Origin of the sequence: Streptomyces sp. NPDC059010 (assembly GCF_042740355.1) — a bacterium.
Lineage (GTDB): Bacteria > Actinomycetota > Actinomycetes > Streptomycetales > Streptomycetaceae > Streptomyces.
On record NZ_JBHYJA010000091.1, the window covers coordinates 1 to 11559 of the forward strand.

General features: G+C 68.6%; 9 protein-coding genes and 3 pseudogenes. 6 read left to right on the forward strand and 6 right to left on the reverse strand.

Features of this window, described 5'->3' with window-relative positions; genetic code table 11:
* Positions 1-97: 97 nt before the first annotated feature.
* Entirely contained in the window at positions 98-625 is a 528-nt protein-coding gene (locus ACFWYS_RS45990) for a hypothetical protein (RefSeq protein ID WP_384782932.1), read from the forward strand.
* On the forward strand, positions 610-1314 hold the full coding sequence (locus ACFWYS_RS45995; RefSeq protein WP_384782935.1) for a plastocyanin/azurin family copper-binding protein: 705 nt from the start codon (positions 610-612) through the stop codon (positions 1312-1314). Before ACFWYS_RS45990 ends, ACFWYS_RS45995 begins: the two co-directional genes overlap by 16 nt.
* A 201-nt stretch (positions 1315-1515) precedes the next feature.
* Here the strand turns inward: ACFWYS_RS45995 and ACFWYS_RS46000 are convergent.
* The 3 pseudogenes from ACFWYS_RS46000 to ACFWYS_RS46010 all read right to left on the reverse strand — a co-directional run.
* Positions 1516-1590, reverse strand: a pseudogene (locus ACFWYS_RS46000) (hypothetical protein); the annotation flags it as partial.
* Between the two features lie 873 nt (positions 1591-2463).
* A pseudogene (locus tag ACFWYS_RS46005) lies at positions 2464-2565 on the reverse strand (3-oxoadipate enol-lactone hydrolase); the annotation flags it as partial.
* A 32-nt stretch (positions 2566-2597) separates the two neighbouring features.
* Positions 2598-2798: pseudogene (locus ACFWYS_RS46010) on the reverse strand (IS110 family transposase); the annotation flags it as partial.
* A gap of 613 nt (positions 2799-3411) precedes the next feature.
* Here ACFWYS_RS46010 and ACFWYS_RS46015 point away from each other — a divergent pair.
* Positions 3412-5517: an NACHT domain-containing protein gene (locus ACFWYS_RS46015; RefSeq protein WP_384782938.1), complete on the forward strand. Its 2106-nt coding sequence runs from the start codon at positions 3412-3414 to the stop codon at positions 5515-5517.
* Positions 5518-5694: 177 nt separating this feature from the next.
* Here ACFWYS_RS46015 and ACFWYS_RS46020 read toward each other — a convergent pair whose 3' ends face one another.
* Positions 5695-6015, reverse strand: a complete 321-nt coding sequence (locus tag ACFWYS_RS46020; protein ID WP_384782941.1) for a PQQ-binding-like beta-propeller repeat protein — start codon at positions 6013-6015, stop codon at positions 5695-5697.
* Between the two features lie 114 nt (positions 6016-6129).
* Positions 6130-6333, reverse strand: coding sequence for a cold-shock protein (locus tag ACFWYS_RS46025; protein WP_014670069.1), 204 nt, complete (start codon positions 6331-6333; stop codon positions 6130-6132).
* A gap of 843 nt (positions 6334-7176) precedes the next feature.
* On the opposite strand from ACFWYS_RS46025, the gene ACFWYS_RS46030 reads away from it, so the two are divergent.
* Positions 7177-8862 (forward strand): ribonuclease J, encoded by a 1686-nt coding sequence (locus ACFWYS_RS46030; protein WP_384782944.1) that lies wholly within the window; start codon positions 7177-7179, stop codon positions 8860-8862.
* A gap of 623 nt (positions 8863-9485) precedes the next feature.
* Here the strand turns inward: ACFWYS_RS46030 and ACFWYS_RS46035 are convergent.
* The gene (locus tag ACFWYS_RS46035; RefSeq protein WP_384782947.1) at positions 9486-9728 is read right to left on the reverse strand and encodes a DUF5302 domain-containing protein; all 243 of its coding nucleotides are present in this window, start codon (positions 9726-9728) and stop codon (positions 9486-9488) included.
* Positions 9729-10081: 353 nt separating this feature from the next.
* Here ACFWYS_RS46035 and ACFWYS_RS46040 point away from each other — a divergent pair, with 353 nt between their 5' ends.
* Complete coding sequence (locus tag ACFWYS_RS46040) at positions 10082-10453, forward strand: IS607 family transposase (protein WP_384782950.1); 372 nt, start codon at positions 10082-10084, stop codon at positions 10451-10453.
* Positions 10450-11559 (forward strand): IS200/IS605 family accessory protein TnpB-related protein (locus tag ACFWYS_RS46045; RefSeq protein WP_384782953.1); only part of this gene is annotated, 1110 nt, incomplete at its 3' end. The genes ACFWYS_RS46040 and ACFWYS_RS46045, both read left to right, overlap by 4 nt.

Sequence of the window (11559 nt, forward strand, 5' to 3'; positions counted from 1 at the left end):
GGGGGGGGGGGGGGGCGGGGCGGGCCCCCGCGCGCGCCCCCCCGCCACCCGGCCATTGTCCCCTCCCTCGCATCCCTCGCACACCGAGGTGCCCGCCATGAACACACAGACCCTTCCCACCCAGACCCTTCCCCCTCCCGTACCCGGCCCCTCCTGGCTGCCGCACCCCGGCACCTACGGCGCCGCCGACGACCGCTGCATCGTCGAACTGACCACCCACCTCGGTCCCCTGCCGACGTTGCGCCGCCGCGTCACCGCGGACGAAGCGACCCTCACGGTCGCGCCGTCCGCCGACGACTGCGTCCTGAGCCTGAAACTGACCGGCACCGCACTCGGCGGCGAGGAGCTGACCTTCGTCAGCACCGCGATCGAACCGGACAGCGACGACGCGCGGCTGCGCATCCCGGGCGAACTCGCCACCGGCGACACGACCGCCCCCGGAGTTCCGGCGACGCTGACCCTGCGCGTCGTCGAACGCACCGACAGCAGCCTTCTCGTCCTCGGCACCACCCGCGTTCCCTACGGCCCGCTGCGCCGCACCACCGGCTTCGCCCTGTCCCGCATCCGCCCCGCAGACCGCTTGCGTCTGCTCATCGTCGCGGAGTTCACATGCCGCCCCGCCTGACCCTCCGCAGCCCGCGCGCCCTGCTCGCCGCACTGTTCCTCACGGCCGCCCTCACCTTCCTGCAGGCGCCGGCCGCGCAGGCCGCCGGCCACCAGATCGTCATGTCCGGCTACGCGTTCGGCCCCCGCTCGCTCACCATCACCGTCGGCGACACCGTCACCTGGACCAACCAGGACACCGCACCGCACGACGTGAAGACCACCTCGGGCCCGGCCTCGTTCCACTCACCGATGCTGAACAAGGGCGGCACCTGGAGCTACACCTTCACCACCGCCGGAACGTACAGCTACGTCTGCACCGTCCACCCCGGCATGACCGCGCAGATCGTCGTCAAGGCCGCCGCCACCCGTGCTCCGGCACCGAGCCCGACCTCCCACCACGACATGCCGATGGCGCCCGGGCCGAGTCCCGCACACACCCCGGGCCCGGCATCCGCCCCACCCAGACACCACAGCGGTACGTCCCCCGCACCCGCCGCGAGCGACACCCCCACCGCGTCCACCGCCCCGGCCGCCGCCCCCGCCCAGCCGGAGGCGACACCGGCGGCGCAGCCCGCCGGCGCGACCCGCCCACTGGACCCGCTCCTGGTCCTGGCCGGCGTCATCGCAGGCGTCGCCGTCCTGTGCCTGCTCCTGGTCGGATCCCGCTCCGCAGCGGCCGCGGCCGCCGACAACTCGGAGCACAGCTGACCCCACCGGGACGCGGCAGGCGGCGCAAGCACGGCACCGGCCGAAGCCTGGTCGATGGGTGGCCTGGAGGCTGGTCGGTGAACCAGGCAAGCTGAACCGCGGCATCACCGCAACGTGGTCTCCTCGCCGGGCCTGATGGCGGGCGGCTGTGACGACCAGGGCCGCGGCCGTGGCGTCCTGCACCGCCACGCCGACAGATTTATAGAGGGTGATCTGGTCCGTCGAGGCACGTCCCGGTTTACTGCCGACAACGAGTTCACCCAGCTCCGCGCGCACGTGCTCGGCCGTGATCAGGCCGTCGCGGATCGGGATCAGCAGGCCGTTGCTGCCCGCGGGGAAGGGAGCCAGCGCTGCCTGCCGCGATTCGACGCATACAAGCGCCTGGGCGACCGTGGCATAGTCGACCTCGCGTCCGGCCGAGCAATTGTCAAGAGTTGTGGATCTCGTGGCGTGAGGGCGGGCCAGGCACTCGTAGTGTGCCCTCTCCCGGCCCTCATCCGGGGCTGCCCCAGCCGGTCATCCCTCGTCGAAGCACAGGCAGAAGGGGTGGCCGGCCGGGTCGAAGAGCACCCGGACGTTCTCCTGCGGCTGGAACTCCGCCACCGTGGCGCCCAGGCGACCGCCTCGGCGACCGCCGAGTCCAGATCGCCTACCTGGAAGTCGAAGTGCATCACGGGAAGTACGCAGGCTCGGCATCACCGAGGGACGTCCGCACCGAGGTTCCCGCAAATGAGATCGCCCAGTAGTTCCAGCGTTCTCTTCCTGAACTTCACGACGCCCCTCCCCGGACCCCACGCCGGCAACGACGTGCGAACCATTGTGCCCTGCAGCCGCAGGATCCGAAGGTGCGAGCCGCTTCCCCCTCCGAAAGAGCACCCTCGCCTCGGGGTACCGACGCCTTCCTGGAACCCGCAGGACGAGACCATGCGCGCATGCCCGTGGCTCGCCTGCCGTCAGCGTGCCGACGCGATCCCCGTCTACGCAGGACCCCCGCCGGAGCGATCCGACAGGGGTCCTCACCTGTCACGAGCGATCACAAGCGATCACGGGCGGTCACCAACCCCGCGGACGCACCCATGCCACAAGGCTCTGACCTGGACTTACGCGCTCCCCCCGGACCAACTGGACGCCCGTGGACGGTTTCTACGACATGTGCCATGTGGGACCCAGGGAGGGGCCCAAGATCAGGACGGGAGCCTCCTCTGGCCCGTCAAAGTGTTATTGCAGGGTGTTCGACGGTGTCTCACTCACGCCTCAGACCCTCTCACGTCTCACGGACGCCCCTATAACGCGGGGATGCGGGAAACCGGTCTGACCAGGTTGAAGACCTCGCGGGCGGCATACCGCTTGAGGCATCGGATGATCTCGCGGCGGGTCTTGCCCTCCTGGGTGCGGCGTTCGTAGTACGCCTGGGTACGGGGGTCGTGGCGCAGGCGGGTGAAGACGATACGGTGCAGGGCCGCGTTGGCCTGCCGGGACGGGCCGGGCGGTTCTTCGAGGAGCGGGCCAAGCGGCGGGCCAAGCGCTGCTGAACCTGGCGCCCATCAGGTCGCCGGGCTGCGCGGCGCGGGCCGAAGTCCTCACCCATGCCGAAGTAACGCGCGGCGCTCCTCCACCACATCTGCGCCGAGGCGCTCCACCCCATTTCACCGTTACCGCCCATGGGCAGGCTTCCTCATCCTGCAAGAGCAGGACCGAAGCGAGCACACCCCCACCGAGCCACCGAAGGGGCCGACACCCCCAGCCGCCCTCTCGAAGAGACCAACTCGCCGAAATCGTACAAAAAGTCGGGCTACGCGGCGAAGCCGCAGAACGCAAACGCCGTGCAGAGCAGCAAGCCGCCAACGACAGGCAGCGGCGCACCAACCGGTCCGACATCCGCAGCTCCGCCGCTGCGCAGTCCCGGCGCCGGCCTCGACCACCTGGCCGCCTCCAGCCGCACAGCCTCTCGCTTCTCGGTCTCGACACCCCGGACAACGCCAATTCAACCTGAGTGACCAGAGCAGGTCTTTCGGGGGAATGCGACGAGGCTGCTCATTCATCAACTACCGTTGCTCTAGGAGGAGATCGGCGGGTTCCCGGGGGCGGGGGAAGCGCATGGCGAAGGCTGTGAGGTGGCTGATCACCATCCTGGTTATCGCGGGCGCGGCGGTCTGGGCGCTCGTGCAGTTGTTGAGGGGACACCAGGACGCGAGCAGCACCTCCTCCATCGTGGGCCTGGTGCTCACGGCTTTGAGTCTCGCCCTCTCGCTGGGCGGTTGGGAGGCGGGCCGCAAGGCCCTTCCACAGCGAGATGACGGGCTGACGCACGCGCAGAGCGCTGCGCGAACACTGGCGAGGAGAGTCCTGGCCGCCGAGGAGAAGCAGTTCCGCGCTCTGATTGGCAGGGACGAAGAGCAACTCACGCTTACCTTCACTCGGCGTGCTCCCGACACGAACTTCGCCAGAGGCGAGGAACGTGGGCAGGTCGCGGGCAGCAGTCCTTCGGCAGACGCAGGCATCCCCGACATCACTGAGTACTACCGGGCCTGTGAGAAGCCTCGCCTCGTCGTCACGGGAGCCGCCGGCGCGGGAAAGACGGTGCTGTCGGTGCAGTTGGTGCGCGGCCTTCTTGGGCAGCGCACGTCGAGTGACCCCGTGCCCGTACGAGTTCCGCTGGCCGAATGGGACCTGAAGATGCCGTTCGAGAAGCTTCTGATCGGCTACGTGATCAAGGCCGGTATTTCCGAGCAGCGCGCGGAGTGGATCGTGGAGAATGGGCTCGTCCTGCCCGTCCTCGACGGCCTGGACGAGATGGACCCGGGCCTCACCGACACGCACGGCGACATCGTGTACGGCCTGGACGGGGAACAGCTGCCGGATCCACGAGCCCCGCGTGCCCTGGAAGCGTTGAAGCGGCTCAACGACCACGGGAACATGGTGTCGACGTTTCCGCTGGTCCTGTTGTGCCGCAAGGCCCACTATGACGCCCTACCGCGGTCGGATCGTCTGCAGCACGCGGTCGGCGTCGACATCGACCCGCTGAGCCTGGAGCACGTCGCGGCGCATCTGACCAGGGTGTTCGAGGACGAGGAGCGCTGGCAGAGGTTCGCTCAGCACCTGTCCTCGTCCGCCGTGTTGTACGAGACTCTGGCGACGCCGTGGTGGCTCTTCCTCGTCAAAGCCGTCTATCACAGGCGCGGCGACCCTTCGGAGCTATTCTCCTACTCCTCGGCGCGACCGCTCAAGGACCACCTGCTTTCACTCTTCATCCCGGCCGTCGTGGACATCCGCCCGTCGCGGTACGACGCCGAACGGGTCCGAGGATGGCTCGCAGTGATCGCCCGCCATCTGCGCAGCGGACCCGATGCCGGGGAACGCGTCGACATCCACCGCCCCCGGCTATGGCCGATCGCAGGCATCGACCGCGTGCGCTACACGGACGCGGTGGCAGCCGCCCTCGTCTTCCTCGGGCTCGTGCTGCCGCTGTTGCTCTTGAGGGAGAGTACGGCGGCCTGGCTGTACCCCACTGCCGGGCTGGGGGCCGTTCTGGCGGCGAGGGACGTCTTCAGACAGGCGGGCGACCTGCCCATGTGCGTGCCTTGGGGGCGAATGTTCTCGGAGGCAACGCTGCGCCTGGCCATCGACACGGTGCCAGTGGGGCTCGTACTCGGCGGGCTAGGCGGGCTGGCAGCCCTCCCTGTCGCGTGGCTGGCCGACGCGCTGGGTCTCAGATCGCTCGTCTCGTTCCTGCCCGCTCTAGCCGTGTTCTGGTCAGTTCTTCTGGGCATGCGGATCGTGCACGGAACCGGCCTCACCCATACCTTTGGCGGTACGTACCCGCCCGACGTCAATACCGCCGTGAGGTGGCATTACGTACTGAGGGGCGACCTCCTCTTCGGGGGCGCCGTGTTCGTCGTCGCCGGGCTCTCCATGGCGGCAGCCCGGTGGGTGATGTCCTTCTCGGACGTGCTGGTGCTCTCCTCGGTGCCGATTCTCGACGTGCTGACCTTCGGCCTGATGGCCGCGGCTCTGCGCTGGGTGCAGGACTTTGGCGGCGGCCGGAGGTACCTGGTGTTCCTGCTGTGCGTGCGCCACCAACTCCCGTATCGGCTCGGAGGGTTCTTGCGGTGGTCGCACGCGGGAGGTCTGCTGCGCACGTCCGGGGGCGCGTACCAGTTCCGGCACCGCGAGTTCCAGCGATGGCTGGCTCAGAACCCGTAGCCCGGCGCCCAAGGCCAAGCGCTGGATCAGATCAGCGAGATCGCCGATCCGCGCTGGATGGCACATCCATGGGCCGGTTCCGACTAGCACTGCACCCCAACCTGAGCCACATGTCGTGGACATCACGACCACAGCAGTTCCCACGCTTGCAGCCAACCGCCCTGGTGGAGACGAACATCATGGGCTCTCAACGGCGGGTTGTCCGCGGCCTTCTTCGCTCCACCGCGCTGGCAGCTGGGCCGTACGCTGGCGGGTGCGCGGATCCCACGCGTGCAGGACCCCAGTACGGTCACTGGCCCAGATCCGAGCGCCCGCCATGAACGGCGTGGTGGTGAAGGCGCCGTCTGCGCTCTTGCGCCACAGCTCTCTGCCGGAGAGCGGATCGAGGACTACAAGCCGCCCTGGGTCGAATGCGGCGATGTAGACGGCGTCGCCAGCGACCAAGGGGGGCCGTACTGATGCGTCGGGCGACCTGAGTGTCAAACAATGGGTGTCCATTTTGCCCGTCCCAGGCCCGCGCCCGGCCACACCCCGTAGTCAGATGAACCGTCGTGCGACGGTAAGGGCCCGGCGTCCCGAAGCCGGGATGCCGGGCCCCTTTACCGGGCGCGATCAGGCGGGGCGGATGTTCTCAGCCTGCGGGCCCTTCTGGCCCTGCGTGACGTCGAACTCGACCTTCTGGCCCTCCTGCAGCTCGCGGTAGCCCTGGCTGGCGATGTTGGAGTAGTGGGCGAAGACGTCGGGGCCGCCGCCCTCCTGCTCAATGAAGCCGAAGCCCTTCTCGCTGTTGAACCACTTCACTGTGCCCTTGGCCATGACTGTCTCCATTGAGGGAAACCGGGCACGCACGCTGCGCGACCGGGAGGTGATCGCCCTGGTCCGGAGCGGCGCTGAACAGCAAGAACGCCCGTGAGGCGATCACGGGCGAACGGAACTTCGGAACCACGACTGCTGATCACAACGCTATAACGGCATGACGGAAGCCGCTAGCGAAAACGCGCCAGCATCAGGCCCGGAACGAAGGGCTGGATCGCCCGTGAGGCTCGGCCGATGGTGATCAAGCAGCTTCGCGCCCTTCTTCTGCACAAGGCTGCGGCGAGGCATGGCCTCTCCCCGCCGCCGACTGTTCTCCGGGTGGGCCCCACCGATCATTCGTGACCGGCCCCTCCCCACACGACGTCACCTTGGACTTCCCGGAACCGGCTCGTCGAGACCACGGACGAGCCGCCCCCGCGCGACCTCGTCATCGAGTTCGATGGGGCACCACATCGGCTTCCTGCACGGCGGGCGGGAGCGGCAAGCGCTTCTGGGACACCGCCATCTGTCTGCCCGGCGAAGGAAGCTGCCTCGGGGCCCTCTCAGCCCACTTGCTCCTGAGCGCCGAGGACACCCGAGTCTCGACTACTGCGAGTGGACCAGTGCCGAGGCCCGCCGGGAGGCAGCGAACGCCGGAAAACACGACAGGGTGCACGAGATCTTCTCCAGCGCCGGGCGAACAGTTCGGCCACGGAAGGTGGTACCGCTTTCACCGCTCCCTGTCCCCGGTCGCCGGCGTGATCCGATCCTGCCGAGGCACGCTGCGGGTGCCCCGCTCCGTCGGGAACAGGAGATCGCACAGGCAATGGATCACCTGTCCCGCTCTGCGGGTACCGTCAGGGTATGAGTCATCCGCACCCCGAGCTGAAAGCCGCCCCGCCCCTTCCCGAAGGAGGGCTGCGGGTCATCGCCCTGGGCGGCCTGGGTGAGATCGGCCGCAACATGACCGTCTTCGAGCACGCGGGCAAGTTGCTCATCGTCGACTGCGGCGTGCTGTTCCCCGAGGAGACCCAGCCCGGCGTGGACGTGATCCTGCCGGACTTCACCTCGATCCGGGACCGGCTGGACGACATCGTGGCCGTGGTCCTCACCCACGGCCACGAGGACCACATCGGCGGCGTGCCGTACCTGCTGCGCGAGCGGTCCGACATTCCCGTCGTCGGCTCCAAGCTGACGCTGGCGTTCCTGGAGGCCAAGCTCAAGGAACACGGCATCCGGCCGCGCACGGTGCGGGTGCGGGAGGGCGACCGGCGCGGCTTCGGGCCCTTCGACTGCGAATTCGTGGCGGTCAACCACTCCATCCCCGACAGCCTCGCGGTCGCGATCCGCACCCAGGCCGGGATGGTGCTGCACACCGGCGACTTCAAGATGGACCAGTTCCCTCTCGACGACCGCATCACCGATCTGCGCGCCTTCGCCCGCCTCGGCGAGGAGGGCGTGGACCTGTTCCTCACCGACTCCACCAACGCCGAAGTACCCGGCTTCACCACCTCCGAGCGAGAGCTGAACCCGGCGATCGAGCAGGTGATGCGCACCGCGCCGCGCCGGGTCATCGTCTCCAGCTTCGCCAGCCACGTGCACCGCATCCAGCAGGTCCTGGACGCCGCCCACCAGCACGGCCGCAAGGTCGCCTTCGTCGGCCGCTCCATGGTCCGCAACATGGGCATCGCCCGTGACCTGGGCTATCTCAAGGTCCCCTCCGGTCTGGTCGTAAGCACGAAGGAGCTGGAGAAGCTCCCGGACCACAAGATCACTCTGGTGTGCACAGGCTCCCAGGGCGAGCCGATGGCCGCGCTGTCGCGGATGGCCAACCGCGACCACATGATCCGCATCGGCAAGGGCGACACCGTCCTGCTCGCCAGTTCCCTGATCCCCGGCAACGAGAACGCCATCTACCGGGTGATCAACGGACTCACCCGGTGGGGCGCCCACGTGGTCCACAAGGGCAACGCCAAGGTGCACGTCTCCGGGCACGCCAGCGCCGGCGAACTCGTCTACTGCTACAACATCGTCAAACCCCGCAACGTCATGCCTGTGCACGGGGAATGGCGCCACCTCCGGGCCAACGGCGACCTCGCCATCCGTACCGGTGTCGACCCCGAACGGGTCGTCATCGCCGAGGACGGCGTCGTCGTCGACCTGGTCGACGGGCGGGCGTCCATCACCGGCAAGGTCCCCGCCGGCAACGTCTACGTGGACGGCATGGAGGTCGGCGGCGCCACGGAAGCGTCGCTCAAGGACCGCCTCACCCTCGCCGCCGAAGGCGTGGTCACTGTGGTGGCGATCGTCGACGCGGACACCGGCGCCCTCGCCGAGGCCCCCGACTTCCTGGCCCGCGGCTTCGTCCACGACGACACCACCTTCGAGCCGGTCATCCCCGTCATCGAGAAGACCCTGGCCACCGCGGCCGAGGAAGGCGTCGGGGACGCGCGCCAACTCGAACAACTCGTCGCCCGCGCCGTGGCGAACTGGGCGTTCCGCACCCACCGTCGCAAGCCGCTCATCATCCCCGTCATCATCGACGCCTGAGCCGCGGCCCGGCAGCACGGTCCGCGGTTCCGGTGGCGGCCCCGCGAGCATCGAGGTCGGGCACGCCCGGACCGGACGGTGGCGAAGCCGCCGGGCTGAACGAGGCGGATCGCCTCGCCGTGGGCGGCCGGCAGTTCCGCGAGGGAGTCGGTGTTGCGGGCGACGGCCCTGTCGCCGCGCTCCAGGGCCGCCTGCGCACAAGATCGGACAGCGTCCATTCGGGGCAGGCCGGCACCTGCACGTCGTGGCTGGGCACGAAGGCGACCGCTGCCCGGAACGCGACCGTCTGTGCGTCGTTCAGCCGCAGCAGGACGGGCAACGAATGTCCTTGCCACGCGGATGTCTACCGTCACCCCGGACAACCGCAGTCGATTTTCACGGCGGTACAGGGGCACGCAAGGCGCGCGACACCCGCCGCGTAGCTCGGACAAGGCAGTGCCCTCATCCCGGAATTCCAGTTCGGCGGCGCCACCGACCCGAGCCAACCGCATCTGGGCCATTCCCCCAGGCGAGTCCCCGGCTACGCCCCACCCGCAACGCGCGCACGGGCATGCGCACGTCGCGGGCCACTGCACGGGACGCGCGAGTGCCGGTGAAGCGGTTAGATCGCGGGACTCATCGACTCAGCCGCCGCTCTTGCGCCTGAACGACCGCTGGCTCGCAGCCGGGCCCTGCGCCGAACGCACCTTCGATGCATCGGACTTGGCGGCAACATCAGCGGCATCCGCCTGCGCACCGCGCTTGCGCGCCAGGGCTTCGCGGAACTTGCGCTTGAGGTCGTAGTTGCCGTCGCTGTCCGGCTCCAGAGGGAACGTCTCTGGGGCAGCCTGCTCCGAACCTTCCGTAGACACGGGCTCTGCGGTCATGGTGACCTCCTGGGTTCGGGGGGGGTGGGCAAGCACAGCTTGTCATGCCGGGCGCAGTGCGAGGCGCCAGCAACATCATTTTGCTCCGTTTCGGCGGGCATCCCTCCCGCGGCCAAAGGCGTTGACTTCGTAGGTGAGGCACAGGACGGCTTCGGGCCGGGCCAAGGGTCGGCACTGCTATTAGATGAGTGTCTATAAGTGTCTTTTAGCTGACACGAGTACTCTATGGTCTTGCGTATGAACCTGACGGAATGGGCACGCGCACAGGGGATCGCCCCGCGTACTGCGTACCGCTGGTTCCGTGAGGGCACGTTGCCGTCCCTGCGGAACGAGTGGGGCCGCGGACGATCCTGGTGAACATCGACGCGAACACCTCACCCACCGTGACCGGTGGTGTGGGCCTGTATGCCCGTGTCTCCTCGCACGATCAGAAGCCGGATCTGGAGCGTCAGACTGCACGGTTGTCGGCGTGGGCGGCGAAGGCCGGTCACAAGGTCGTCCGTGTCGAGTCCGAGATCGCGTCGGGCATGAACGGCTTTCGTGCGAAGGCGAAGCGGCTGCTGGCCGATCCGAAGGTGACCACCGTGGTGGTGGAGCACAAAGACCGCCTCGGCCGGATGAACGTCGAACTGGTCGAAGCGGCCCTGTCCGCGACCGGCCGACGACTCGTAGTCCTCGATGACGGCGAGGTCGAAGAAGGCACTGGAAGCGGCGGCCTCGGATGACTGAGCCGAAGAAGAAGCTCCGCACGATCGACGCGCCGTTCGTCGCACTCGGCCCGTCCGGCGTGGCGATACGCGACCGCCTGGGGCACCTCACGCCGGAAGACGACAAGGTGTTGCGGCTGGTCGGCGAACACCTCGGACGCCTGGCCTGTCTGGACCTCAAGGCCCGGTGCGCTGACGGCCTGGACCACAGCTCGGATGGGTGGGCGGCCCGCAAGCAGGGCCTGACCGCACAGTCGTCGTCGCGCTGGGCCGGGAGCATCACCAAGGCCACCCACGACCAGTGGGCGCTCTCGCGCCGCTGCCAGCTCGCCCACATCCAATCCCTCGAAGCGGGCGTTCGGACGCTGATGCACCGCCTGTCGCAGCCGCTCGGCCACAAGGGCACCAAGCGTGCCCCCGGCGGATACCGCTCCAAGAACGAGTGGTTCCACAAGTCCCGGCGTCTGGCCGTGCTGGAACACCACCTCGACGTCGCCCGTGCCGAGCGTGAAGCCGGTGTCGTGCACGTCGTACGCGGCGGCCGACGCCTTCTCAACAACCGTCACAACCTCGAAGCCGCCCAGCTCACCGAGCGCGAGTGGCGCCGGCGCTGGGAGGCCGAATGCTGGTTCCTCACCGCCGACGGCGAGTCCGGTAAGCGATACGGGAACGAGACGATCCGCGTCACCCCGGACGGCGAGGTCAGCATCAAGCTGCCCGCACCGCTCGCCCACCACGCCAACAGCAAGAACGGCCGGTATGTGCTGGCCTCCAAGGTCGCTTTCCGGCATCGGGGCGCCGAGTGGCGCGACCGCATCGAGGGCAACCGGGCCGTGGCGTACCGCATTCACCTCGACGTGCAGCGGGGGCGCTGGTATCTCACCGCCTCGTGGACCAGGCCCATCGTCAAGACGGTGCCGTTGGAGGCAGCCCGCGCTGACGGCATGGTCGGCGTGGACACCAACGCCGACCACTTCGCCGCCTACCAACTCGACCGCAACGGCAACCCGATGGGTGATCCGCGCCGGCTCTTCTACGACCTGTCCGGCACCGCCGATCACCGAGACGCCCAGATCCGGCACGCCATCAGCAAGTTGCTGCACTGGGCCGACCGGTGTGGCGTC

Coding starts and splice junctions, on each gene's coding strand:
- ACFWYS_RS46015 (WP_384782938.1), top strand. CDS start 3,412: ATGGCGAAGGCTGTGAGGTGGCTGATCACCATCCTGGTTATCGCGGGC.
- ACFWYS_RS46035 (WP_384782947.1), bottom strand. CDS start 9,728: ATGACCGCAGAGCCCGTGTCTACGGAAGGTTCGGAGCAGGCTGCCCCA.
- ACFWYS_RS45995 (WP_384782935.1), top strand. CDS start 610: ATGCCGCCCCGCCTGACCCTCCGCAGCCCGCGCGCCCTGCTCGCCGCA.
- ACFWYS_RS46025 (WP_014670069.1), bottom strand. CDS start 6,333: ATGGCCAAGGGCACAGTGAAGTGGTTCAACAGCGAGAAGGGCTTCGGC.
- ACFWYS_RS45990 (WP_384782932.1), top strand. CDS start 98: ATGAACACACAGACCCTTCCCACCCAGACCCTTCCCCCTCCCGTACCC.
- ACFWYS_RS46020 (WP_384782941.1), bottom strand. CDS start 6,015: ATGGACACCCATTGTTTGACACTCAGGTCGCCCGACGCATCAGTACGG.
- ACFWYS_RS46030 (WP_384782944.1), top strand. CDS start 7,177: ATGAGTCATCCGCACCCCGAGCTGAAAGCCGCCCCGCCCCTTCCCGAA.